Raw genomic sequence first — 23,695 nt, forward strand, 5'->3', positions numbered from 1 at the left:
TGGGCTCGATAGCGGCCACGCTGCGGCCAGTGCTCGACGCGCTGGGCGGTCAGCTTTTTGGCGTATGCACCACGATGTGCTGTCGCGCCTGGTCCGGCAGCGTGACGCCGGCCGAGATCAGCGCGGCGATCAGTGCCTTGCGCACCTCCGACGCGGTGGTAACGAAATCCGAGCGACGGGAGTCGCACCAGAACAGGACGTCGAACACCAGCTGACTCTCGCCGAGATCGTTGAGCAGCACCTCGGCGTGCGGAGTGGCCAACACCCCGGGCGTCTGCTGGGCGGCGTCGCGCATGACCGCGCTGATAGCGTCGATGTCGATGCCGTAATACAGCATGCAGACCACCTTTCCGCGGCGGATCGGCGCCGCTGTGTTGTTGGTGACGCGCGAGGTGAAGGTCTCGGCGTTGGGCACCAGTACCCGGCGCCCGTCATAGGTGCGGATCTGGGTGGCGCGCAGTTCGATGCGCTCCACGCTGCCTTCGGTTTCGCCGATGATGATCTGGTCGCCCAGCTGGAACGGCCGCAGCGTCAGGATCAGCAGGCCGCTGACGAAGTTGGAGAGGATGTCCTTGAGCGCAAAACCCAGCGCCAGGCTGGTCAGGCCAAGCCCGGTAGCGAGGGTGCTCGGTTCCAAGCCAAAGGCACTTGCGGCGACGATGATGCCGAGCACCCATATCGCGTAATAGCTCACCTGCCGGACCAGATTTTCGACGGTCAGGTCGTTGGCCAGGCGGCTCACAATCTTCTTCATGAGCGCGCGTACAGCAGTAGCCAGCCCCCAGAACAGCAGCAGGACCAGCAGGGCGGCCAATACCCGTGGAATGATATTGATCGCTGATTCAAGCAGGCGCGCAAAGGCATTTTCGACGCTCGACTGTACCGAGGTTATAAACCGTCCACGGTCCGAATCGCGGCGTTTGGCCGCCGTCGCCAGGGCCCGGTCGAGTATCGCTGCCCAGTCCCGGGCGAGCCGGTCGAGCGGTTGTCCATTGGCTTCGGCATCAGCTGGTGTGACCACCATCAGTGGGCGGCCGGCCACGCTGATCTGCAGGCCGTCGTCGTCCTCAGCCTCGGTGGGCTCGATGCGTGCCCTCGTGATGCCCTTCGGCGTTTCCAGCACAGCCGCCAATTGTCGTTCGATCTGCCGTGCTCGCGGGCGCGCTTCAAGCTCTTCGTGGGGGCCGATGCGAAACAGTGCGCGGCCGTCCAGGCGCACGGTCGCGACGCCTTCCTGAGCCCAGGCGTGTGGTGTCGGCAGCATTGCGACGCAGAGCAGGGCCAGCAGGCCAAGCGTTCGTAGCAGGGCGGGAAAAGCAGTCACGAGGCGAGGAGACAGGGTCGTCATGGTTGATATGCCGTAGCCGTAAACAAACAGGCCGCCGGGTTGGCGGCGGCCTGTTGATGAAACTTGCAACCTGCGGTTGTGCGTACCGATGGACTGTGGCTGCAATGCGATCGTCTTCCGTTGGCGTTAGAAAATCAGCGCGAACAAGCCGATCACTACCAACAAACCGATCAGAAAGATGATGCCTACTGTGCTGCCCAGAAACTTCAGCATGAGGATGACTCCTTTGCATTGGGTTCACTGAATCCGACTGGGCATGCGTACGAAACGTTCAGAAAACCGGGCGGCCGGTCGTAGCCGCTGCAGATTTCAGAGGCTTTTCCAGATCAGCTGCAGCCCGGCCAGCAGCATGCCCACGCGGGCAATTCGGTAAAACAGTTTGTGGTCGATGCGTTTGTGGAGCCAGAGCCCGGCCCAGACGCCGAACGGCACCACCGGTGCCAGCGTCAGGCTGATCAACAGGTTTTCGCGACTGAACTGGCCGAGCGCGGCATAGGGAATCAGCTTGATCGCGTTAGTCATCAGGAAGAACAGGTTGATGGTCGCCACATAGCGCAGCTTGTCCAGCTGCTGCGGCAGCAGGTGCATCATGATTGGCGGCCCGCCGGCGTGGGCGACGAAACTGGTGAAACCGGCAATCGAGGAAAGCAACGTACCGCGACCCCGCTGCAGCGGTCTCGGTTTGTCGTTGTTGGTGAACAGGCCCAATAGCACGAAGCCGACCGCAATCGCGCCCATCATCAGCCCGATCATGCGCTCGTCGAGCATGCCGAAGGTCAGCGAACCCAGCGCGATGCCGATCAACGCACCGGGCATCATCACTTTCAGGTTCGCCTTGTCCCAGTGACCGACATAGGCCTTGAGACCCACCGCATCGGCCAGACAGAGAATCGGCAACATTACCGCGGCGGCCTGTTTTGGCGAGATCGCCAACGCCAACAACGGTACGGCGATCCCGCCCAGGGCGCCGCCGAAGCCACCTTTGGACAGGCCGGTCAGAAAGATCGCGGGCAGGGCGAACAGCAGAAAGTCAGAAAGCGTCATGAGTGTGATCAGGCGTGCAGGGTCACGGGTTGGCTTCGTTGTGCATCATCGCATCTTCGCCAGGTGCCTGGCCGCGCGGCAATGTGCGAGAGAGAGGATCGCTTGCAGTGGATCGTGGTCAGCATCTTTAACGCAGACTGACAGGTGACCCATGAGCCCATTTAACGCGATTCCATTTCACGCCTCCGCATGCATGGAGCCGTCCCGCGCGGCAGCTGGCGTTCTGCTGGTACTGGCGACAAGCCTGGCGTGCCAGGCGCAAGCTCAGGAGCCTCACCCATTGATTGGCTTGATAAACGAATTCCGTGAGGCGGAAGAAAGTTGCGGGGATGGCAAGGGCCAAACTGTCGGGCCTCTGGCGCCGAATGAGGCACTGAATGTGCAGCCGGCCGCCAGCGGCGCTCAGTTGCAGAAAGCGCTGCAAGCCGCGGATTATCGACCGGCCAAGCTGCAGGCCATGTCCGTTGCAGGCCCAGCGGACGCGAAAACAGCCATGCAAGCGTTGAAGCAGCGTTATTGCGCGCCGCTGCGTAGCCACGAGTTCGCTGAGATCGGCGTGTCACGCAAGGGCAACTCTTGGCAGGTGCTACTGGCCCAACCGCTGCTGTCGCCTGACCTAGGAGACTGGCAGCAGGTGGGCAAGAACATTCTGCAACGGGTCAACGAAGCGCGGTCCAAGCCGCGAACCTGCGGCAGCCGTTCGTTCAAGGCTGCTCCCGCACTGACCTGGGATGCCAAGCTGGGCGATGCTGCGCTCGCCCACAGCCGTGACATGGCAGCGCAGAATTACTTCAGCCATCGGGCTCCGGATGGCAGTCAGGTCAGCGACCGCGCCAGCCGTACCGGCTATAGCTGGCAGCGGATCGGCGAGAACATTGCGGCTGGGCAAGGCTCGGAGGAGCAGGTGATGGCCGGCTGGCTGGCCAGCCCTGGGCACTGCAGCAACATCATGAACCCGGATTTCACCGAGATGGGCGCGGCCTATGCGATCGATAAGTCCAGCGCCGCCGGCAGCTACTGGACACAGGTGTTTGGCACGCCTCGCTAGGCTGCTGGTGAAGGCGTGCGTTCAGTTCTGGCTCTCCAGCCAGTTGTGCGCTTCGGTGTTCTGGTTTTCGTCGAAGGCCTTGATCGACAGGCCGGGAAACAGTGCGCCCTCGATCTCGCTGGCCTTGCGTAGCCACTCCTTGCTGGACACCACTGCGCAGCGATCGAAACGGCGGATGAAGCGAAACAGTTGAGGAATTCGTGCCAGTTCGACACCCATCGCGCCCAGCGTCGGAACATCGAAGTCGCCGATGCGATAGAGCATCTGGCCGTGACTGATGCCTTCTGATTTTCGCAGCAGCTCGTCCAAGGCAAAGCGCATTTCGCTGCTGTCGAGTTTGCCGGAGAAATCCACGTCGATGCGTTTATCACCAATGCGGGTTACATGAAACATGACGAATCCTCAATGAAATGGGTGGCAGCCAAGTAGCCCTGCCATTACCTGACCATAGTCGTTATGTGGCGTTCGGTTGAGCTAAAAAACCACTTTTACCAGCCTCTTTAGTGATCTGGATCAAGGCGCCGACCGGCTGGTCATGAGCGATTAAAATCGGCTCAAACCCTTGTGTGGCGGGCTTTTGCGAAATTTTGTCTATGGCTATCAAGTTGCCTCGGCTGCAGCCGAGAAGTGTGTAATCGCGATCCTTTCTGTCGACTGTGTCGCATCCTCTCCTGCAGTTGGATATCTTCCATGACCAGCACCCTGGCGAACGTCATTCAATCTCTCTTGCGCGGGCTGGGCCTGCGTACCATCAATCAGCAATTCTTCTTTTCCTACAGCCTGATCTTTCTCTGCGCGGCGCTAACGGCCGGCGTGCTGTTCATGTCCAGTAAGGACGCCAGCCAGATCGACATGGCCGGTGCCCAGCGCATGCTCAGCCAGAAGATGATGAAAGAGGCGTTGTTGGCCGCACAGGGCATCGGTGGCCCGGCTGAGGTGGATAAAACCATCCAGCGCTTCGAGCAGTCCCATCGTCTCCTGCTCAATGGCGATGGTAGCCAGGGCATCGCTCCGGTGAAGCTGGCCAGCGCTAAGCCTCATCTGCAGCGCGTCGACCAGATATGGCAGCGCTATCGGCCCGCCGTACAGTTGTTGGCGGCTGGCCAGCAGGCGGATCTCAAAACGGTCGCCGCGGATGCCAACGAGCTTCTCGCGGCGTCCAACGAAGTGGTATCGCTGATTTCCGCTGAGGCCAACCGCAGTGCATCGCAGCAGCTCTGGGTCGCCATGGGCTCGACGCTGTGCATTCTGCTACTGGTCATTCTCGGACGGATCGCCGGCATGAACTGGCTCATGCTGCAGGTCGATGAACTGCGAAGCCGGCTGGAAAGGGTCAGTCAGGGCGATTTTTCCGCACCGTTGCAGGTGCGTCATGCCGATGACGAGATGGGCATGATCACTCTCGCGTACAACCGTCTGCTGGGAGAGGTTGGCGAGATGATCCGTGGCGTGCGCCAGGCCGCCGATGACGCTGATGCTCAGTGCGTGCGCATGGCAAGTCTGGCGGGCGACAGTGCGCGCAACGTTGAAAGTCAGCAGGCCGAGATCGATCAGGTAGCCACTGCCATGAACGAGATGCTCGCCACCTCGCAGGAAGTCGCGCGGAGCACTGTCGAAGCGGCCAGCGCCGCCGACGTCGCCGAGCAGGAAACCAGCGCTGGTAACGCGGTGATGAACCAATCGGTTACGGCTATTCGCGCCTTGACTGGGCATGTCGATGGCTTGGCCGGCGTGATGCAGCAGCTGGTGCAGGACAGTCACGAAATCGGCAAGGTCCTCAACGTCATCAGTGGCATCGCCGAGCAGACCAACCTGTTGGCGCTGAACGCCGCCATCGAGGCTGCACGCGCGGGCGAGCAGGGCCGCGGCTTTGCCGTGGTGGCAGATGAGGTCCGCAGCCTGGCCAGCCGCACGCAGGATTCAGCCAAGGAAGTGGGTGTGCTGGTCGAGCGTCTCCAGAGCCAGGCTACACGTGCCGGCGAAGCCATGGATGCTTCACGGCAGAGCAGCACGACGACGCTCACGCAGATCGAAGCGGCGCAACATGCATTGGGACAGATTGTCGGCGCGGTGCAGACCATTCGCGGCATGACCAACCAGATTGCGACGGCGGCGGAGGAGCAGTCGCATGTTGCCGAGGACATGAACCAGTCGCTGACCCGTATCGCCCAGGTGGCCGATCAGGCGGCCAGCGCCACGCACGACACGGCGGCGTCAGGCAACACCATCATGCAGAGCATGAACGGGCTCAAGGCGTTGACGGGGCGTTTCCGTCTGCAGGCGTGATTATCAAGGTGGAGCGGGGAGGTGCTGCTTGGGATAGGGCGCTTCTTTGCATCGACAGCAAAGAGCGGCGCCCCCGCATTTGAGGTGCGGGGGCCGAGGGATCAGTCCTGGCGGCTGGTCACTTCCAGCAGGTGATAACCGAACTGGGTTTTCACTGGGCCCTGGACTTCATTGAGCGGGGCGCTGAAGACCACGGTGTCGAATTCCTTGACCATCTGACCGGGGCCGAACGAGCCCAGGTCGCCGCCCTGACGGCTGGACGGGCAGGTGGAATTGTCCTTGGCAACCTGAGCGAAATCGGCACCGCCTTCGATGGCAGCCTTCAGCTCGTTGCACTTTTCTTCGGTGGGAACCAGGATGTGGCGGGCGGTGGCTCGTGCCATGTGGGTCTACTCCAGTGGGAAAGGTGCGAGCCTACCGGATTTGCTCAGCGATTCAAGCATCGGCTCAGTTCAGCTCGGGCGAGGGCTGTTCCGGTGAGTTCTGCAGAGTCGCCAGGCTGCGCTCGTATTGCTCGGCACTGAGCGGCATGTAGCCGGTGAAGTGAATCCAGCTGGGCAACCCCTGCAGATAATGTTCGACGAATGCGCGGGTGATCGGTTTGCGCTGCAGGCTCTGTTCGTTCAGGTATAAAAACAGCGGGCGCGTCAGTGGCTGATAGCGTCCTTCGCTGACCGTGGCGAGCGTCGGGTAAACCGGTCCGTTGCCGTTGTCCACGGCGAGTAACTTCAGTTCGTCCCAGTGCCGATGGTACGCACCGATGCCAAAGAAGCCGAGCGCATCGGGCTCTGCCGCAATCCCGTTGGCCAACTGTTCCTCGTCTTCGCTGGCTGTGTAGTCCTGACGGCTGCGGTGCGTCGCGCCGACGATCTCGCGGGTAAAGACGTCGTAGGTGCCCGAATCCTGGCCTCGTCCGAACAGCTTCACGGGGCGGTCCGGCCATTCGGGGCGGATCTGGTTCCAGCGCGTCACCCGACCTTCTGCCTCCGGTGCCCATACGGCCTTGAGTTCATCTACCGTGATGGCTTTCGCCCAGTGGTTGCTGGGATGTGCTACTACCGCGATGGAGTCCATGGCCAGGGGGATCTGGCGGTAGCGGACGTCATTCTTGGCGCACTCTGCCTGTTCTTCGGCGTTCATTTCGCGCGACGCATCATTGATATCCGTCTCACCGGCGCAGAAGCGACGAAAACCTGCAGTGGTCCCGGAGAACTCAACGTTGATCGGATGACCGGGGCGGGCACGCTGAAACCGTTTTATCGCTTCACGGGTCAGCGGGTAAACCGTGCTCGATCCGTCAATGAGCAGCCCTTCGGATGCCGCTGCCTTCGTTGCTCCCTCGGCTGATGCGAGTGTGGTGTGCAGGGCAAGCAATAGGCTGATCAGCAGTAAAGCGCTGGATTTGGCGATGTGCATGAAGAGTTCCCTCTACTGGCTCAGGATTTCGGTTTTAGCCAGTCAGCCTTGAGCGTGGTCCAGAACAACTGAAGGCTGTTGAAGCGCGTGTCCACCGCATTGATGTAGTCATCCAGATGGTCGATTTCACGGTGTTGCGCTTGTTGTTCCTGCCCGTCGATGCGTTCGAGCTGGGCCTCGAGTTCGTTCAGCGATTCACGGAGTTCGCGGATGCGGTTCTCGGTCTGGATGCGGCGTTCGCTTTGCATGATTGACTCCAGGCAGGGTCAGAGTTGGCTGCCGCCAATAAGCAGCAACGGAAGGCCGAAGAACACGCCGCCAATATAGGCCCCGACATACAGCTTGTTGCGCTGAGCCAGGTCCGCGAGGAAGTTGGCAATCGCCGGGGGCACGCCGCGCAGGAACGGCAGCACGTAGATGATGGAGATCCCCAGGAGGTTGAACATCAGATGCACCAGCGCGATCTGCATCGCCAGTTCTGCCGTGGGGCCGGCGATCGCCGTGGCGGCCAGCAGGGCGGTGACGCAGGTGCCAATGTTTGTACCCAGGGTGAATGGATAGACCTGCCTGAGCGTGAACACGCCCGTGCCGGCCAGCGGCACAATCAGTGCTGTTGTGGTGGATGACGATTGCACCAGTATGGTGATGACCGTTCCAGAGGCAATGCCGGACACCGGTCCGCGTCCGACGCTTGCATGCATGATGTCTTTGGCGCGACCCACCATCACCTTGCGCAGCACCTTGCCAATCGCCTGGACCACGAAGAGGATCAGCCCGATCCCGATGATGATCAGCCCGACGCCGGCCCACACCGTGCTCGGCAGCCAGGACACGCTGGCTTCGAGCAGCTCGCTGGCAGGGGTCAGTATGGTCTTCATGAAATTCATGCTCTTCATGTCGACGCCGGCACTGTCATGCACCAGCAGGCCCGCAAGCGCCTGTGACGTGCGCTCCAGTGGATGAAAGAGCAACTCCAGCGGCAGCAGGATGGTCACCGCTGTGATGTTGAAGGCGTCATGCACTGTGGCCGCCGCGAAGGCTCGGTGAAACTCTTCTCCACTGCGGATATGGCCGAGGCTGACAATGGTGCTGGTCAGCGATGTGCCGATGTTTGCGCCCATGATCAACGGAATCGCGATAGGGATCGGCAGGCCACCGGCGACCATGCCGACTATGATCGAGGTCACCGTGCTGGAACTCTGGATCAGCGCTGTGGCAGCCAGGCCGATCATCAGCCCGACAAAGGGGTTGGTGGCGAAAGCGAACAATTCTTTTGCGTTGTCACCCACCGCGGCCTTGAAGCCGTCGCCAATCGCGCCGACCGCAGCCAGCAGTAGATAGATCAGCGTGACCACTAGCAGCCAGGACAGCCATTGACGCGTAATCGGAGTGGAGGATTTTGCCGCCAGGGCACCGGCGTTCATCGTCATCAGGCAACTCCCGTAAGCGTGTCAGTGGCTCGACGGTGTGCCTCGGCTGTGAATACTTGATGACCGCAACGGCAGAAGGAGACTAACGGTTAGCGGTCTCAGCGATAGGAAGGCTATCTGCGCCCGCGCAGCGTCATTTCGTGCGGATTGCAGGCCGTAGGCGGTGCGTTGCTGATGGAAAAGGGGAGGCAGGAGCCTGCCGCTAACAGGCTCCGTTTGCTACCGCTCGTGAGCCATACTCAGGCGGCGTTGCTGCTGCGTGTGACTTCGGCTGTAGAGCGCTCGGCCAGATACCGTTCCAGGCGTGATTTGTCAGCCTCATCGAATGCCAGACCGAGCTTGGTCCGGCGCCAGAGGATATCGTCGAGCTGCGTCGCCCATTCTTCACGACGAAGGTAGTCGACTTCCAGGGCATACAGGTGCTGGCCGAGGTCTTCACCCAGTGCATCGATCGAGCGGGCATCGCCGAGCATGCGCCAAACGCGATTGCCGTAGAGGGTCGCCCAGCGTTTGGCCAGCGGTTGGTCGATGCCTTTCACCTCGGCCATCAGCTCATCAGCCAGCGCCTCGGCGGTGGTCATGCCTTCCCCACCAGGCAACGTATCCTTGGCGGTCCAACTTGGGCCCATTTTCGGGAAAAAGGGCTTGAGCTGAGCCATCGCCGATTCGGCGAGTTTGCGGTAGGTGGTCAGCTTGCCGCCGAACACTGAAAGCAAGGGCGCCTGCTTCTGTTCGGCAGCCAGAGACAAGGTGTAATCGCGCGTCACCGCTGAGGGATTATCCGACTCGTCGTCACACAACGGCCGAACACCGGCAAACGTATGAACGATGTCATCCGCTTTCAGCTGCTTGCGGAAATGGCTATTGGCGACGCCCAGGACATAGGCGATCTCTTCTTCACTGATGCTGACCGTGGCCGGGTCGCCGCGGTATTCGCGGTCGGTGGTCCCGATCATGGTGTAGCGGTCCAGATAGGGGATGGCGAAGACGATGCGCCGATCCTCGTTCTGCATGATGTAGGCCTGCTCACCTTCGTACAGTTTCGGCACGATGATGTGGCTGCCCTGAATCAGGCGGATGCCGTAAGGCGAGCGCTGCTGCAGGTTCTCACCGATGAACTGCGCCACCCAAGGCCCGGCCGCGTTGACCAGCGCCTTGGCGCGTAGGGAGAAACGGCTGCCATCCTGACGCTGCAGTTCGACATGCCAGATGCCGCCGGCGCGCTTGGCGCTCAGGCATTGGGTACGGGTGTGGATGTGCGCGCCTTTTTCCCGCGCAGCCATGGCGTTAAGCACGACCAGTCGCGCATCGTCGACCCAGCAATCGGAATATTCGAAACCGCGCTTGATCGCTGGCTTCAAGGGGCTTTCATCGCCGAAGCGCAGGCCGCGTGAAGCGGGCAGCTTTTCACGCTTGCCGAGGTTGTCGTAGAGAAACAGCCCGGCGCGAATCATCCAGGCGGGGCGCAGGTGCGGACGATGCGGCAGGACGAAACGCATGGGTTTAACGATATGCGGCGCCTTGGCCAGCAGCACTTCACGCTCGGCCAGGGCTTCACGCACGAGGCGGAATTCGTAGTGCTCCAGATAGCGAAGGCCACCATGAATCAGTTTGCTGCTGGCCGACGACGTGTGGCTGGCCAGGTCATCACGCTCGCACAGGAACACCGACAGGCCGCGTCCGGCTGCATCAGCAGCGATGCCTACACCATTGATGCCACCGCCAATCACGGCGATGTCGTACAGCTCGGAGACGGTCTCAGTCACGGGATTCTCCTCAAGAACGAACATTAATTTTCGAATGTGAACATCCTAGCGCACATATGAATGGCTCTCTAGAGCTGATGTTCATTTTTTATATCAAAAGAAAATAATCGAACCTATACGAACTGATAATTGGTGCTTAGCCGGGCATTCAGATAATGCCGGTCAGCGAATGCGCGCCGTCAGTGTGGGCGTGAGAGGTTATGGCAATGCTATTGGTGGGCTGAAGCCCACCCTACTGCTGCGGCGGGCTGACGATCACCGACACGAACGTATCGGCAGTTCGAGGGTAGGCTGCGGCCGAGTAGGGTGGCCTTCAGCACCACCGGTGCCGCCACTGCAAGGTCAGGTATTAGCCACCGTCAAATCAAGAGTCGGCGCGAGGTGCTCCATTAGACGCATGGTGCAGCGGAGGGCGCGTCGGTGTTGGTCTTGCCGCGGGCTGACGTACACCGACACGAACGTATCGGCGGTTAGAGGGTAGGCTGCGGCCGAGTAGGGTGGGCTTCAGCCCACCGGTGCCGCCACTGCAAGGTCAGGTATTAGCCACCGTCAAATCAGGAGTCGGCGCGTGGTGTGCCATCAGGCGCATGGTGCAGCTGAGGGAGAGTCAGTGGTGGTCTTGCCGCGGGCTGACGAACACCGACACGAACGCTTCAGTCAGTCACTTCCAGTTTGACCTTGTGCCGGCTGAGCAATTCGAGAAAGGCCTCGGGTGGCTGGGCCTCGGTAAACAACATATCGATCTGTTCAAGCGAGCCGAGGCGGGTCATGGCGTTGCGGCCGAATTTGCTCGAGTCGGCAGCGAGAAAGACCTGGCGGGCGTTGTTGATGATGGCCTGCGAGACGCGCACTTCCTGGTAGTCGAAATCAAGCAGTGTGCCGTCCTCATCGATCCCGCTGATGCCGATCAGTGCGAAATCCACCTTGAACTGACCGATGAAATCCGCCGTGGCCTGACCGACCACACCGCCATCGCTGCGCACGTTGCCGCCTGCGATCAGCACGTCGAAATCTTCCTTGGGGCTGAGGATGCTTGCCACGTGCAGGTTGTTGGTGATGACTTTGAGATCGCGATGGTTGAGCAGAGCGTGGGCGATGGCTTCGGTGGTGGTGCCGATGTTGATGAACAGCGACGCCTGATCGGGAATGTGTGCGGCCATGGCGTCGGCGATGCGGCGCTTCTCGTCGCGCATCTGCCGGGCGCGTTGGGTATAGGCGGTGTTCTGTACGCTGGAATCGTGGGCGGCGCCGCCATGGTAGCGGCGAAGCAGGCCGGCTTCGCCTAGCTGATTGATATCACGACGGATGGTCTGGGGCGTGACTGCAAACTGCTGCGCCAGCTCTTCGATGCTGACGTAGCCGCGTTCGCGGACCAGTTCGAGAATGCTTTGCTGTCGTGGGGCCAGACTCATGGAGGCTTCCTTCTTATCGATATGCCGTGAAGGATGCCGCAGTCTGGAGTTTGATTAAAGAATTGTTCGTATGCGAATAAGCGCGCCCGGCGCGGTTAAGACCCGGGCCGGGCGCGAGGTGTAGCGCGTTTGGACGTCGAGGCTTATTCCTCTTCCCAGTCGCGGGTGCGGCCAACCGCCTTCTTCCAGCCTTTATAGAGTGCTTCGCGCTTCTCATCGTCGCAGGCCGGTTCGAACACGCGCTCGATGGTGGCCTTGCCGCGTAACTCGTCCAGGCTGCTCCAGAAGCCGGTCGCCAGGCCTGCCAGGTAGGCAGCGCCGAGAGCGGTGGTTTCCTTCATTTCCGGGCGTTCGACTTGGGTTCCGAGCAGGTCGGCCTGGAACTGCATGAGGAAGTTATTCGCCACCGCACCGCCATCCACGCGCAGTGAACGCAGGCGCTCGCCGGCGTCCTGCTGCATGGCGTCGAGCACGTCGCGGGTCTGGTAGGCGATGGATTCCAGCGCGGCGCGAATGATGTGGTCGACCTTTACACCCCGCGTCAGACCGAACAAAGCGCCGCGGGCACGCGGGTCCCAGTACGGCGCGCCGAGTCCGGTGAAGGCCGGGACCAGGTAAACACCATTGCTGTCCTTGACCTTGGTGGCGAAATATTCGGAGTCCAGCGAATCGTTGATCACCTTCAGCTCGTCGCGCAGCCACTGCACGGTCGAACCGCCGTTAAAGATCGCGCCTTCCAGCGCATAGTTGACCTCACCCTTAGGGCCGCAGGCGATGGTGGTCAGCAGGCCATGTTCGGACTGCACGGCCTTGGTGCCGGTATTCATCAGCAGGAAGCAACCGGTTCCGTAGGTGTTCTTCGCCTGACCGGGTTCAACGCACATCTGGCCAAACAGCGCCGCCTGCTGATCGCCCGCAATGCCGGCGATGGGAATGCCGGTGCTCTGCCCGGAGCCCAGGTAGGCGTGGCCGTAGACTTCTGAGGAGGAACGCACCTCCGGCAGCATTTCGCGCGGAATATCCAGCGTCTCCAGCATCACCGGGTCCCAGTCCAGCTTGTGGATGTCGAAGAGCATGGTGCGCGAAGCGTTGGTGTAGTCGGTGACGTGGGCCTTGCCCTGGGTCATTTTCCAGATCAGCCAACAATCGACGGTGCCGAACAGCAGCTCGCCACGACGGGCGCGCTCACGGCTGCCTTCGACGTGGTCGAGAATCCACTTGATCTTGGTGCCGGAGAAATAGGGGTCGATGACCAGGCCAGTGGTCTTGCGAATATGGTCTTGCATACCGTCGCGTTTGAGCTGATCGCAGATCGGCGTGCTCTGGCGGCTCTGCCAGACGATGGCGTTGTAGATGGGCCGGCCAGTGTTCTTGTCCCAGACAATGGTGGTTTCGCGCTGGTTGGTAATGCCGATCGCGGCCACCTGTTCATTGGTGATGCCGGCCTGTGCCAGCGCCTCGACGAATACGCCGCTCTGAGTGGCCCAGATTTCCATAGGGTCATGCTCGACCCAGCTCGGTTGCGGGTAGATCTGTGCGAACTCGCGCTGTGCGATGGTGATCACGTTGGCGTTGCGGTCGAGCACGATGGCCCGCGAGCTGGTGGTGCCCTGGTCGAGGGCGACGATGAATTGCTTGTTGTTCTGATTGCTCATGGTGTCGATTCCTTAACGAGCTTCTTGGGCAGTGACATCGTGTTTGGAGTAGCGGTCGGCCTCTGGTTCCGCTTCCGGAACAGCGCAAGCACCGCCAACGCCGGGCAGATGCTTGCAGATCAGTGCCTTGTAACCAGCGGCCCCGAGGCAGGCGCCAATGACCGGGGCGATCAGCGGGACCAGGAAGTAGGGGATATCCCGGCCGCCGGTGAATGCGACTTGACCCCACCCAGCGAAAAAGGTCATCAGCTTGGGTCCGAAGTCGCGTGCCGGGTTCATCGCGAACCCGGTCAGCGGCCCCATCGCGCCGCCGATCACCGCAATCAGCAGGCCGATCAACAAGGGCGCCAGCGGCCCGCGGGGCAGGCCGTTACCGTCATCGGTCAGGGCCATGATCATCCCCAGCAGGATAGCGGTAATCACCACTTCCACCAGAAACGCCTGGCCTATCGAAAGCGACGGGTGCGGGTAGGTGGAGAACACCGATGCGAGCTCGAGGCTGGCCACACTGCCGCGAGTCATCTGCTGGGCCTGTTCGAAATCGAAAAACAGGCTGCTGTAAAGTCCATAAACCAACGCAGCGGCACAGAAGGCACCGGCGGTCTGGGCGAGGATATAGGCCGGCACCTTGTTACGCTCGAATGTACCGAACAGCCAGAGCGCAATGGATACCGCAGGGTTCAGGTGGGCACCGGAAACACCGGCCGCGAGGTAAACGCCCATGCTGACGCCAATACCCCAAATAACGCTTATTTCCCAAAGACCTAGATCTGCGCCGCCGAGCTTGAGTGCCGCCACGCAGCCGGTACCGAAGAAGATCAACAGGGCGGTGCCGAGAAACTCGGCGATGCATTGCCCCCGAAGTGTCGGGGTGGACGGGTTACTCATGCGCAGAACCTCTTTGTGAGACTGTTGTTTTTATGATCCGAATACTGCGAGGGTTCGGAAATGTTCGGAAGTGAAAACTTAAAGTCAAAAGTACGGGCTGTCAAAGTAAAAAGCTGAACATTTCAACGGAAAGCTGACGAAATAGCGGTGTGCCTGTCGAGAGTGGCAAAATTCCGGCGCGCAAATGATGGCCTGAGCGGCTGTCAGCCAGGTTTCAACGCGGTAGCCACAGGACCTGCTGGCCGGCAAAAGCGCGGCCATTGACGCAGTCGGATCGCAACGACCTCGGAGGCTGGCTGCGATCCGCTGGTTGGAGAGGTTAACTGATCAGTGGTTCCTCGACCTGCGCGGCCCCACGCTCAGTTTTCTGCGGCATGGCTTCGAAGCTGTCTGCCTGGGCCATGCTCCAGATCCTGGCGAAGAACTCGCTGTCGATCTTTGGCCTCAACAGCGCACCGGGCTGGACGAAATAGTAGAGCTGCGAGAACAGCTTGATTTCCGTTGAGCTGACGCGCCGGATCAGGTGATGCGGGCCCAATTCGGCAGGATGTGACAAGCCGGCAGCTGCAAGCAGTTCGGCCAGCGCGTGCACGGTGTTGCGGTGAAAGCTGAACACTCGGTCGGCCTTGTCCGGCACCACCAGTGCGCGTTGGCGCAGCGGGTCCTGGGTGGCAACGCCGGTGGGGCAGCGATTGGTGTGGCAATGCTGCGACTGAATGCAGCCGATCGCGAACATGAACCCACGAGCCGAGTTCACCCAGTCTGCGCCCATGGCCAGGACGCTGGCGATGTCGAAGGCGCTGACGATCTTGCCGCTGGCACCGATGCGAATGTGCTCGCGCAGATTGCAGCCGACCAGCACGTTATGCACGAACAGCAGGCTCTCGCGCAGTGGCATGCCTATGTGGTTGGTGAACTCGACGGGCGCCGCGCCCGTGCCGCCTTCCTTGCCATCGACCACGATGAAATCCGGATAGATACCGCTCTGCAGCATCGACTTGACGATGCCGACGAACTCCCACGGATGGCCGATGCACAGCTTGAAACCGACCGGCTTGCCGCCGGACAGTTCGCGCAGGCTGGCGATGAAATTCATCAGCTCCAACGGTGTGCTGAAGGCGCTATGGCTCGCGGGGGAAATGCAGTCCACGCCCTCCGGCACGCCGCGGGTGGACGCGATTTCCGCGTTGACCTTGCGCCCCGGCAAGATGCCGCCGTGTCCTGGTTTGGCGCCTTGGCTCAGCTTGATCTCGATCATCTTGACCTGGGGATCCCGTGCCTGAACGGCGAAGCGATCCGGATCGAATGCACCGCTTTCGGTTCGACAACCGAAGTAACCGCTGCCCAGTTCCCAGACCAGATCCCCGCCGTGCTGGCGATGGTAGCTGCTGATGCTGCCTTCGCCTGTGTCGTGGTAGAAGCCACCGAGCTTGGCGCCTCGGTTCAACGCCTGGATCGCATTGCCACTGAGCGAGCCGAAGCTCATCGCTGAAATGTTGAATACCGAAGCGGAGTAGGGCTGCTCACACTGCGGCCCGCCGATCGACACGCGGAAGGTTTCGGGATCGCTGACCGCTGCGGTGCGGATCGAATGGCCGATGCATTCGTATCCCGGTTCGTATACGTCGATAAGGGTGCCGAAGGGTTTGTCATCCACCTCGTTTTTCGCCCGTGCATAGACGAGCGAGCGCTGTGCCCGGGAAAACGGTACGCGCTCCTGATCGCTTTCAAGCAGGTACTGACGAATCTCCGGACGGATGCCTTCGACCAGGTATCGGATGTTGCCGAGGATCGGATAATTGCGCCGAACGGCGTGTTCGCACTGGCGAAGATCACGAATACCGATAAGGGTCAGCAACGCCGTGACGACGAACAACGGCCACACCCAAGGGTGGCTCAGGAAAGGGAGGCACAGCACGGCAGTGGCAGCGCACAGGACGAAAAAAGCGTAACGGCTGAGCAGCGAGAGATTCATCTGTGCACCTGTGTGAGGGGCGGCGGACCTGCCATAAAGCGAGAAGCCTATCGTACCGGCCTCGGTCCGCCTATCAGAGGTCTGTGCCGAGCTGCTTAACGATCCAGGCGCGATAGCGTCGCCGGGTCGGGATCGGCCGCGAAGAACGCATCCAGCACCGTTTGAAACGTCGACCGTTCAGGCGCAACGGCAGCGAACAGCGTCATGCTCGAGCGCAGCTTCATGTCGTCGGGCGAACCCAGAATCTGCCGTGCCGGACGCTCGGCATGGGCGAGCAGAGCTTGCGCGCATTGCTCCAGGCGAGGCCCGAGCAGCGGGTGCTCTAGATAGGCCGTCGCTTCGTCCGCATCCTTGATGGCGTAGCGACGCGCCATGTCGCTGTGGCCGAGGCCTGCTATCTGCGGAAAGATGAACCACATCCAGTGGCTTTGCTTGTGGCCGGCTTCGAGTTCCGCCAGCGCGCGGTCGTAGATCGAGTGCTGGGCGTCAACGAATCGCTGCAGGTCGTGTGGGTCGCTCATGGTGCCTCCCGATTGCTCAGACTGTCCTAATCAGAGCCGGGATGGCGGGGTTGATTCCCGAGATGGAGGGAGCGAGAGCCGGGTGTCGTCGATGGCAGGCCAGGTGAGTCAGCGTCCGCGGGGCTTCATTGGGCTCATCGGCGATCTTAGGGCCGAATACATTCGGCCCTACAGGGGCATGTCCGCTCGGCGCAGCGTCATGCTCAGCTGGCGTCACCCAGGCCGGCAAGGCGTGTGTTGGCGATATAGAACAGCTCGCCGCCGCGCACTGCGATTTCGTTGCCCGGGTTGATGATTGGTTGGGTCTGGTCCTTGGCGCGGTAGCCGATCAGCGTCGCGTTGTGCCGGTCTTTCAATTGCTTGTACAACGCGCCGACCGTGCTTTCGTAGCTCTCGGGCAGTAGCAGGCGGTATTGGGTCGCGCCCTGGCCGACGCTCAGCAACTCATTGATGATCACCGAGGAGCCCGGGTCCTGCGATGAGCGCACCAGCATCTCGATGGCCATGCTGGAGGTGCATTCCAGTTTGGGCGCATAGCTGCGCGCCAGTCGGGCGGTCTCGCTGCTGCTGAAATGGGCAACCACATGGCCGATCGGATTGAGCTGGTTGATGGTCAGCACGACCGCGAGCGTCAGGTCGTCCGAGCCGGTGCGCACCAGCGTGCGTTCGGCCCCTTTCACCCCGGCGCGCTGCAGCAATGCCAGGGACGACAGGCTCTCGCCATGGATGAACTCGGTCTTGCCTGGCATCGGGTTTTCTTCGAGCACCGTGTCGCAGATGACGATCAGGTGGTCATTGGAGGTTTCGTCTTCATGCAGCAGCTCGACGACACGCTCGCTGATTTCGCCTTCCCAACCGATCACAACGGTATGGCCCGTACAGGTGGCGAACGTTCCTTTGCCTTTCATGCCTTTCCTCCAGACTGCAATTATGGAATTGGTGGTTTTGCCGATGACGGCGGTCAGCAGCGCGATGCCGCCGACCATCAGCCAGGTGGAAACAAAGATGCGACCGCCAGCGGTCTGCGGTGAGAAGTCACCGTAGCCGACGGTCAGTGCGGTGGTCAGATAGAAGTAGACGAAGGTCTTCAGCTCGGTGAGTGGCGCCTCGGCGAACAGGCGCAGGCCGAGATAGGACACGCCGGCGTGCACCGCGAGCGCGAATAAAAGTGCGGCCCAGCCAAATCGGCTGGTAACCGCAGCCAGTTGCCTGCGCAACTGAATAATGATCGACATCGGCCCTGACTCCATGGCTTTCGGTAATGGCCATCGCAACGAGGCTCTGAATGGCCCCGGTCACGCTATAGACCTGCCGCATCCTAAGGGCCGAAGCCGCAGCTTGCCAGCCTCGCTGCCCGCCATGGGCTAGCAGCGGAAACTGAGTGGCGTAGTGGTGGGCGTCTGAGCGGCGGTTTAGTCGATCGTGCGAACTGTCCTAGCGCTGCTCACGAAAACAGCTCTGGCACAGCCGAAACTTGCGTGCGGCCATCGGCATGGCCTTGCCACAGCCCTTGCAACTGCGCGTTTCGCCTGACATGCGTCGGCGATCCGAGCTGCGTGGCTTGCGCTGGCGTGAAAGCTCGCGCGTGATGGCACCGTTGAGCAGGCTGCGGTGCTCTTCGGCCTGCTCCAGCGCCGGGAAGTGTGCCGGCAGCGTGCGCGCCAGATGCAGGTAGGTTTCGATGACGTGCAGCGAGCTTTCCAAAGTGGCCAGGTCGGCATCGATGATCAGCCGCGGCAATGGAATCTCTTTGTCCTGCGCGACCTTCTTCAGCCATTGCTGGGCGAAGATGCTGGCCGGGCTGTCCAGCCCGCCGCGAATCGGCGTGCAAGCGAAGATCCAGCGCAACGGCAGGTCGATGGTCGGGTCGTCGATCAGCTTGATCCATTCCGCCAGCTCGTCGGGCAGGATCGATATGAATTCGTCGCCGTAGTTGATGTTGCGGTTGAACGTCAGCCAGGCCCGCAACAGGCTCGGCTCGTTCATCAGTTCGGAGATGGCTTGCAGGTGCTCGATGGAGGGCCTTACCTGGAACTGCGTCAGGTCCACTGGCAGATCCGCGCTGTGAAAAAGGCGCTTGATCGACTGCAGCGTCTGCCCGTCCAGCGCGGTGATGAGGCCGCTGTCGTGATGACCGAAGCGCCCGGCGCGGCCGCCGATCTGCTTGACCTCCTGCACCTTCAGCTGGCGGTTCTGGATGCCGTCGTACTTCTCGTCGGTATAGAAGCACAGCGTATGGGCTGGCATGTTCAGGCCCATGCCTACCGCATCTGTGGCGACCATGAGGTCCGCCTCGCCCTCACGAAAGCGGCGTGCCTGCTCGCGGCGTACTTCCGGTGACAGCGCGCCGTAGACCACCGAGACGCTCTTGCCGGTCATTTCCAGCATCGCCTTGAGCTCGAGGACCGTTCTGCGGCTGAAGGCAACGAGCATGGAGCCGGCATCGAGCTGCTTGAGGTTGGTCGAGCGGCGCGCCACGTCCACGGGTGAAAGTCGTTTGGTGTGCTTGACTACCAGTTGGTCTTCGCAGAGATCGCAAAGGGTTTTCAGCGACGGCTGGATCAGCTCCGGGCCAGTCATGATCAGGTCCTGAGTGTAGGCGCTGACCAGCGCATCGACCCAGGCCCAGCCGCGTTGCGAGTCGGCCATCATCTGCACTTCGTCGATCACCACCACGTCCCAGGACTCGTGACGGAAGCGGGCGAATTCCTCGACGGTGCAACAATAGTGGGTGGCACCTTCGCGGATGATTTCCTCTTCACCGGTGACCAACGAGCAGGGCACGCCCATGGATTCGATGCGTTCCTGGTTTTCCAGGGCCATCAGGCGCAGCGGCGACAGGTAGATAGCGTGAGTCACGCCGGTCATGGCCTGGATCGCCTGGTAGGTCTTGCCGCTGTTGGTCGGGCCGAGCAGGGCGGTCCAGGTGCGAGTGATGCGCCGCGCGGCGTAGAGCTTGTGGTAATGGACGAAGCGCGGGTTGTTCTCCAGCAGCACGGCGAAGGCCATTTTTTCGCGATTGTCCTCGCGGGCGAAACGGATGGTCCGGCGCAGCTTTTTCGGCTCCATCATGAAGACTTCGGTCAGGCGCTTCTCGCCGAGCAGCTGCAGATCGAAGTCCTGCGCTTCCTCGATCATCATCTCGAACTTGGCATTCATCGCCTGACGGTCTTCGTCTTTGAGCTGCGCGACTTCGTGCTCGCTGAGCACATGGCCCTGGCCGCCCGGAATGCGCCTTTGCATGTCCAGGGCGACGTCCCCGTGGCGCAGCTCGACCACATAGCGCAGCTCGTGCTTGACCTCGTTGACGATGTCGACGGCGCGCCCCGCAAAATCGTCGAGGCGTGAAAGCCGCACGGGCAGACGCTCCAGGCATTGGGCTTTCTGTTCTTCGCTGAGGCTGGTGAACGGCTTCTCCAGGACATGCAGGCGATCCCGGACCAGGGCCTGCACCGCAGCGCAGACGTTGCGTTCAAAGTCATCGGTCGACTGGCTATCGTCGATGCGTAGCGCAAATTCGGGTTCCAGCAGGTTCTGCACCGGACCGCAATCCAGCGACTTCTCAATACCGAAGATGTCGACGGTACAACTGAAATCGTTCACGTCCCGGTTCAGCAGTCGGGCGATCAGGCCAGTCGATTCGGCGTCCTCAAGTTCCGCCTCGACCGTGGGCTCGTCCAGCCCAAGCCAGAACAACCGCGCTGCGCGGCCGATTTCGGGTGGCTGATGGCCGAGGTAGGTGCTGAACCATTTCTCCTGGTGATTTTTCTTCGGCGCGAAATCGGGATGGCGCTCGCTGGCCCAGTCCAAAAAGCGCTGAAGTCTTTCGAGTTTGTGGGTCTGGCGGTGTTTGGCTTCGGCCTTGCGCATGATCGACGCCTCTCTGATCAGGGGTGCTGCCAGTTTGGACAATCGGGCCGCGCAATACGAGCGGCACGGCAGGCGGCCATGCGTCGGCTCGCAGACGAACGTATGGGGATGCTCGGAGTCGCAAATTCTATACGTCCGAAACCGACTCGCGGGAGACAACGGCTATGGTGCTTCGCAACGGAGAAAGCAGCTGCTCACTACAGGCCGTTTCAGTGGGCGATGGTCCGTCATGGCGCGCCAACGATCTGGTCGGGCGGGCCATCCGTGCGGTCATGCTCGGAATATTGATGCTGGCCGCTGCTGGCGTCGGGAGCGTTCAGGCTGAGGATCTGAAGCACCCCAGCGATCTCCTGCGGGTCACCAATTATCCTGGGGGTCTGGCGATAGCCGAACTCTCGCGCTGGCGTGAAGCAACGCCGGAAATAAAAGACATCAAGATCCCATCCAGTGCCGACGATAGTGAGCAGGCAGCCCTGTTCTACGACTCAGGTTCAGACAAGGAAAAGCCGCTGCTCATGGTGCTGCACAGCTGGAGCACCGATTACCTGCAGAACATCGACATTCCGCTGGGCCAGTTCGCGATTGCAAACGACTGGGTGTTCATTCACCCGAACTTCCGAGGTCAGAACGATGGTCGTCCCGAATCGACCGCCTCCGATCTGGCGATTTCTGACATGCAGGATGCGCTCGAATATGCGCGAGAACATGCTGAAATTGACGAGTCGCGAATCTACCTGCTCGGCTATTCGGGCGGCGCGATGAACGCACTGCACCTGGCGAGTCGTAATCCCGACGTGTTTGCTGGCGTTGCAGCTTGGGTGCCGGTTTATGACCTGGTGACCTGGCACCAGTGGAACAAAGCGCGCGGCGAAAAGTACGCCGGTGAAATCGAGCAGGCCTGTGGCGGCGAGCCGACCCAGGGCTCCAGCGCCTTTGATGAATGCCGCAAGCGCAGCCCGAGCAGCTATGTGCCGGAGGTGGCGGGCGATATTCGCGTGCTGATCGCTCACGGCATCGATGACACCACCGTTCCGCCTGAGCAGGCGCTTCATGCCTTCAACGACCTGGCGAAGGAAGGGGATCGAATTCCTCAGGAGCAGATCGACCAGCTGATGGAGACTCGCCAGGTCCCGGATGCATTGCGCCAACGATCGGCCAAGGGCAGCGAGCAATTCCCGCAGTTCGCCGAGGCGGATGCTGATGTGTTGCTGTACCTGAAGTCGGGTCCGACCGAGCTGGTGCTGTTCGAAGGCGAGCACGACATGCTTTACCGGCCTGGGCTGGAATGGCTTTCGCGTCAGCAGCGGTGATGCAAGATTCAGTTCGATACAAGGACTCCGAAGTCGCTATGAGCAGTCAACACCTCAGCATGTCGAGTCACCTTTGCAGGCGGGTACTGGCGGCCTGCGGTCTGGTCGGATGGATGGTTTCTGCGGTCAACGCGGCGGACCGGGACTGGTCCAGCGTCACCGAGCCGCTACCCGGCGAGCCGCGAATCTTCGGTAAGCATGGCGCGGCGTGTCTGGCTGGCGCGGTCCAGCTGCCGCCCGAAGGTGAGGGTTACCAGGCCGTCGATATGCAGCGTAACCGTCACTACGGGCATCCCGCGCTGCTTGATTACATCCAGGACCTTGGCCGCCGGCTGGATGGGGCTGGCATCGGGCCCATGCTCGTCGGCGATATGGCGCAGCCGCGCGGCGGCCCGATGTCCTACGGGCACGTTAGCCACCAGAGCGGTCTGGACGTCGACATCTGGTTCCGTCTGGATCTGCCGCCGCTTGCCCGCAGCGAGCGCGAGGGCCTCGAACAACCCATCCTGGTCGACGAAACCACCGGGGAACTGGACAGCAAACGATGGACCGATCAGCACGCCGAGCTGATCCGCCTTGCCGCGCAAGATCCACGGGTGACGCGCATCTTCGTCGATGCCGCGGTCAAACGAGACCTCTGTGAGCGTGAATGGGACGAGCGCGCCTGGCTGCAACGCATCCGCCCATGGCCGTTTCATGACGAACATCTGCATGTTCGTCTGCGCTGTCCGGAGGGCTCGACAGAGTGTGTCGACCAGCCACCGCCGCCACCGGGCGAGGGCTGTAAAGCGATCCTCCCGACCCCGCGCCCCGAGGCAATGGCCAGCCCGAGTCGCCGGCTGCCCGCTGCCTGCGCCGCTGTGTTCAGTCAGTAGACGGCTGGGATGCGAAACGTAACGGGAGCGGTCCGGTGAGCATCGCCAGCGAAACATCCTCCGTTCTGCTCGGCACCGCCGGTTGGAGCTTGCCGCGCGAGCAATGGCCGGCGTTTACAGCGGAGGGCACGCACCTGCAGCGCTACGCGGCTCGTTTACCCGCTGTCGAGATCAACAGCTCGTTTTATCGTGCCCATCGGCCCACGACCTACGCCAAGTGGGCGGAAAGCGTGCCGGTCGGGTTTCGTTTCAGCGTCAAGGTACCCAAGCAGATCACCCATGAACGGCGGCTGAATGGCTGCGATCAACTGATCGAACAGTTTCTGCACGAGTGCGACCATTTGGCTGACAAGCTAGGCTGCCTGCTGGTGCAGCTACCCCCTTCGCTGGTTTACGAACCGAGCGTCGCCCGTGCATTCATCGACTCGTTGAGAGCACGTTATGACGGGCTGGTGGCAATCGAGCCTCGCCATCCGAGCTGGCTCGATGCCGAGCCAGTGCTTCAGGACGCTCGAATAGCACGGGTCGCGGCTGACCCGGCGCCTTTTCCGGCGGCGGCCGAGCCGGGCGGTTGGGATGGCTTCGGTTATTACCGTCTGCATGGCTCGCCGCGCATCTACTACTCCTCGTATGGTGATGATTGGCTCGACTGCTTGACCGATCGGCTGGCCGAGCGAAGCGCTACGCAACCAGCGGACACAGCCAGCTGGTGCATTTTCGACAACACCGCCAGCGGGGCGGCGACTGCTAATGCGCTAGCACTGCAGCATCGCCTCAAGCAGATTTGACCCTGCTCGCAAGGTGCCGACACAAACCGAAATGGTCTGAAGGTAAGGCCAGCCGGTACGGTC

21 protein-coding genes are annotated in these 23,695 nt (G+C 61.4%); 5 read left to right on the forward strand and 16 right to left on the reverse strand.

Annotated features, from left to right (window positions below; translation table 11 throughout):
* Nucleotides 1-49: 49 nt before the first annotated feature.
* From ACQKEK_RS17260 to ACQKEK_RS17270, 3 genes are all read right to left on the reverse strand, one after another.
* A complete protein-coding gene (locus ACQKEK_RS17260) occupies nt 50-1,348 on the reverse strand; it encodes a mechanosensitive ion channel family protein (protein WP_499143932.1) in 1,299 nt (432 codons plus the stop codon).
* Between the two features lie 126 nt (nt 1,349-1,474).
* Nucleotides 1,475-1,561, reverse strand: a complete 87-nt coding sequence (locus ACQKEK_RS17265; protein WP_101153254.1) for a small membrane protein YohP — start codon at nt 1,559-1,561, stop codon at nt 1,475-1,477.
* Between the two features lie 96 nt (nt 1,562-1,657).
* On the reverse strand, nt 1,658-2,392 hold the full coding sequence (locus ACQKEK_RS17270; RefSeq protein WP_499143931.1) for a sulfite exporter TauE/SafE family protein: 735 nt from the start codon (nt 2,390-2,392) through the stop codon (nt 1,658-1,660).
* Between the two features lie 151 nt (nt 2,393-2,543).
* On the opposite strand from ACQKEK_RS17270, the gene ACQKEK_RS17275 reads away from it, so the two are divergent.
* Nucleotides 2,544-3,440, forward strand: a complete 897-nt coding sequence (locus tag ACQKEK_RS17275) for a CAP domain-containing protein (protein WP_499143930.1) — start codon at nt 2,544-2,546, stop codon at nt 3,438-3,440.
* Nucleotides 3,441-3,461: 21 nt separating this feature from the next.
* Here the strand turns inward: ACQKEK_RS17275 and ACQKEK_RS17280 are convergent, their stop codons facing one another.
* Complete coding sequence (locus ACQKEK_RS17280) at nt 3,462-3,833, reverse strand: SpoIIAA family protein (RefSeq protein ID WP_045425438.1); 372 nt, start codon at nt 3,831-3,833, stop codon at nt 3,462-3,464.
* A 297-nt stretch (nt 3,834-4,130) separates the two neighbouring features.
* Between ACQKEK_RS17280 and ACQKEK_RS17285 the strand changes: the two genes are divergently transcribed.
* On the forward strand, nt 4,131-5,726 hold the full coding sequence (locus tag ACQKEK_RS17285) for a methyl-accepting chemotaxis protein (RefSeq protein ID WP_499143929.1): 1,596 nt from the start codon (nt 4,131-4,133) through the stop codon (nt 5,724-5,726).
* A gap of 101 nt (nt 5,727-5,827) precedes the next feature.
* Here the strand turns inward: ACQKEK_RS17285 and ACQKEK_RS17290 are convergent, their stop codons facing one another.
* The 12 genes from ACQKEK_RS17290 to ACQKEK_RS17345 form a co-directional block, all read right to left on the reverse strand.
* The gene (locus tag ACQKEK_RS17290; protein WP_003282311.1) at nt 5,828-6,109 is read right to left on the reverse strand and encodes a peptidylprolyl isomerase; all 282 of its coding nucleotides are present in this window, start codon (nt 6,107-6,109) and stop codon (nt 5,828-5,830) included.
* Nucleotides 6,110-6,173: 64 nt separating this feature from the next.
* Nucleotides 6,174-7,142 carry a PstS family phosphate ABC transporter substrate-binding protein gene (locus tag ACQKEK_RS17295; protein WP_499143928.1) on the reverse strand — a complete coding sequence of 323 codons (969 nt, stop codon included), beginning with the start codon at nt 7,140-7,142 and terminating at the stop codon, nt 6,174-6,176.
* 20 nt (nt 7,143-7,162) lie between these two features.
* Complete coding sequence (locus ACQKEK_RS17300; RefSeq protein WP_045425446.1) at nt 7,163-7,390, reverse strand: hypothetical protein; 228 nt, start codon at nt 7,388-7,390, stop codon at nt 7,163-7,165.
* Between the two features lie 18 nt (nt 7,391-7,408).
* A complete protein-coding gene (locus tag ACQKEK_RS17305; protein WP_499143927.1) occupies nt 7,409-8,572 on the reverse strand; it encodes a Na/Pi symporter in 1,164 nt (387 codons plus the stop codon).
* A 239-nt stretch (nt 8,573-8,811) separates the two neighbouring features.
* Nucleotides 8,812-10,362, reverse strand: a complete 1,551-nt coding sequence (glpD, locus tag ACQKEK_RS17310) for a glycerol-3-phosphate dehydrogenase (RefSeq protein ID WP_499143926.1) — start codon at nt 10,360-10,362, stop codon at nt 8,812-8,814.
* A gap of 629 nt (nt 10,363-10,991) precedes the next feature.
* Nucleotides 10,992-11,750: a DeoR/GlpR family transcriptional regulator gene (locus ACQKEK_RS17315; RefSeq protein ID WP_499143925.1), complete on the reverse strand. Its 759-nt coding sequence runs from the start codon at nt 11,748-11,750 to the stop codon at nt 10,992-10,994.
* Between the two features lie 143 nt (nt 11,751-11,893).
* A complete protein-coding gene (gene glpK / locus ACQKEK_RS17320; protein WP_463307914.1) occupies nt 11,894-13,405 on the reverse strand; it encodes a glycerol kinase GlpK in 1,512 nt (503 codons plus the stop codon).
* Between the two features lie 12 nt (nt 13,406-13,417).
* Nucleotides 13,418-14,293: an MIP/aquaporin family protein gene (locus tag ACQKEK_RS17325; RefSeq protein WP_499143924.1), complete on the reverse strand. Its 876-nt coding sequence runs from the start codon at nt 14,291-14,293 to the stop codon at nt 13,418-13,420.
* Nucleotides 14,294-14,612: 319 nt separating this feature from the next.
* Complete coding sequence (locus tag ACQKEK_RS17330; RefSeq protein ID WP_499143923.1) at nt 14,613-16,268, reverse strand: FMN-binding glutamate synthase family protein; 1,656 nt, start codon at nt 16,266-16,268, stop codon at nt 14,613-14,615.
* A gap of 95 nt (nt 16,269-16,363) precedes the next feature.
* The gene (locus ACQKEK_RS17335; protein WP_499143922.1) at nt 16,364-16,789 is read right to left on the reverse strand and encodes a DUF1810 domain-containing protein; all 426 of its coding nucleotides are present in this window, start codon (nt 16,787-16,789) and stop codon (nt 16,364-16,366) included.
* A gap of 203 nt (nt 16,790-16,992) precedes the next feature.
* Entirely contained in the window at nt 16,993-18,024 is a 1,032-nt protein-coding gene (locus ACQKEK_RS17340; protein ID WP_499143921.1) for an ion channel, read from the reverse strand.
* A gap of 199 nt (nt 18,025-18,223) precedes the next feature.
* Nucleotides 18,224-20,659 carry a helicase-related protein gene (locus tag ACQKEK_RS17345; RefSeq protein ID WP_499143920.1) on the reverse strand — a complete coding sequence of 812 codons (2,436 nt, stop codon included), beginning with the start codon at nt 20,657-20,659 and terminating at the stop codon, nt 18,224-18,226.
* Between the two features lie 164 nt (nt 20,660-20,823).
* Here ACQKEK_RS17345 and ACQKEK_RS17350 point away from each other — a divergent pair, with 164 nt between their 5' ends.
* From ACQKEK_RS17350 to ACQKEK_RS17360, 3 genes are read left to right on the forward strand one after another with little or no spacing between them, the layout of a single operon-like run.
* Complete coding sequence (locus tag ACQKEK_RS17350) at nt 20,824-21,969, forward strand: alpha/beta hydrolase family protein (RefSeq protein ID WP_499143919.1); 1,146 nt, start codon at nt 20,824-20,826, stop codon at nt 21,967-21,969.
* Nucleotides 21,970-22,007: 38 nt separating this feature from the next.
* Entirely contained in the window at nt 22,008-22,844 is an 837-nt protein-coding gene (mepA, locus tag ACQKEK_RS17355) for a penicillin-insensitive murein endopeptidase (RefSeq protein WP_499143918.1), read from the forward strand.
* Nucleotides 22,845-22,879: 35 nt separating this feature from the next.
* Nucleotides 22,880-23,632 (forward strand): DUF72 domain-containing protein, encoded by a 753-nt coding sequence (locus ACQKEK_RS17360; RefSeq protein ID WP_499143917.1) that lies wholly within the window; start codon nt 22,880-22,882, stop codon nt 23,630-23,632.
* The last annotated feature ends 63 nt before the right edge of the window (nt 23,633-23,695 follow it).

This window comes from Pseudomonas sp. NPDC077408 (assembly GCF_050269105.1).
GTDB lineage: Bacteria > Pseudomonadota > Gammaproteobacteria > Pseudomonadales > Pseudomonadaceae > Stutzerimonas.

Excerpts from the sequence above, each read along its gene's own strand:
- ACQKEK_RS17305 (WP_499143927.1), bottom strand. The coding sequence starts at position 8,572 with ATGACGATGAACGCCGGTGCCCTGGCGGCAAAATCCTCCACTCCGATT.
- ACQKEK_RS17330 (WP_499143923.1), bottom strand. The coding sequence starts at position 16,268 with ATGAATCTCTCGCTGCTCAGCCGTTACGCTTTTTTCGTCCTGTGCGCT.
- ACQKEK_RS17295 (WP_499143928.1), bottom strand. The coding sequence starts at position 7,142 with ATGCACATCGCCAAATCCAGCGCTTTACTGCTGATCAGCCTATTGCTT.
- ACQKEK_RS17315 (WP_499143925.1), bottom strand. The coding sequence starts at position 11,750 with ATGAGTCTGGCCCCACGACAGCAAAGCATTCTCGAACTGGTCCGCGAA.
- mepA (WP_499143918.1), top strand. The coding sequence starts at position 22,008 with ATGAGCAGTCAACACCTCAGCATGTCGAGTCACCTTTGCAGGCGGGTA.
- ACQKEK_RS17265 (WP_101153254.1), bottom strand. The coding sequence starts at position 1,561 with ATGCTGAAGTTTCTGGGCAGCACAGTAGGCATCATCTTTCTGATCGGT.
- ACQKEK_RS17350 (WP_499143919.1), top strand. The coding sequence starts at position 20,824 with ATGGTGCTTCGCAACGGAGAAAGCAGCTGCTCACTACAGGCCGTTTCA.
- ACQKEK_RS17280 (WP_045425438.1), bottom strand. The coding sequence starts at position 3,833 with ATGTTTCATGTAACCCGCATTGGTGATAAACGCATCGACGTGGATTTC.
- glpD (WP_499143926.1), bottom strand. The coding sequence starts at position 10,362 with ATGTTCGTTCTTGAGGAGAATCCCGTGACTGAGACCGTCTCCGAGCTG.
- ACQKEK_RS17335 (WP_499143922.1), bottom strand. The coding sequence starts at position 16,789 with ATGAGCGACCCACACGACCTGCAGCGATTCGTTGACGCCCAGCACTCG.
- ACQKEK_RS17270 (WP_499143931.1), bottom strand. The coding sequence starts at position 2,392 with ATGACGCTTTCTGACTTTCTGCTGTTCGCCCTGCCCGCGATCTTTCTG.
- ACQKEK_RS17275 (WP_499143930.1), top strand. The coding sequence starts at position 2,544 with ATGAGCCCATTTAACGCGATTCCATTTCACGCCTCCGCATGCATGGAG.
- ACQKEK_RS17300 (WP_045425446.1), bottom strand. The coding sequence starts at position 7,390 with ATGCAAAGCGAACGCCGCATCCAGACCGAGAACCGCATCCGCGAACTC.
- ACQKEK_RS17340 (WP_499143921.1), bottom strand. The coding sequence starts at position 18,024 with ATGTCGATCATTATTCAGTTGCGCAGGCAACTGGCTGCGGTTACCAGC.
- ACQKEK_RS17285 (WP_499143929.1), top strand. The coding sequence starts at position 4,131 with ATGACCAGCACCCTGGCGAACGTCATTCAATCTCTCTTGCGCGGGCTG.
- ACQKEK_RS17325 (WP_499143924.1), bottom strand. The coding sequence starts at position 14,293 with ATGAGTAACCCGTCCACCCCGACACTTCGGGGGCAATGCATCGCCGAG.
- glpK (WP_463307914.1), bottom strand. The coding sequence starts at position 13,405 with ATGAGCAATCAGAACAACAAGCAATTCATCGTCGCCCTCGACCAGGGC.
- ACQKEK_RS17290 (WP_003282311.1), bottom strand. The coding sequence starts at position 6,109 with ATGGCACGAGCCACCGCCCGCCACATCCTGGTTCCCACCGAAGAAAAG.
- ACQKEK_RS17345 (WP_499143920.1), bottom strand. The coding sequence starts at position 20,659 with ATGCGCAAGGCCGAAGCCAAACACCGCCAGACCCACAAACTCGAAAGA.
- ACQKEK_RS17260 (WP_499143932.1), bottom strand. The coding sequence starts at position 1,348 with ATGACGACCCTGTCTCCTCGCCTCGTGACTGCTTTTCCCGCCCTGCTA.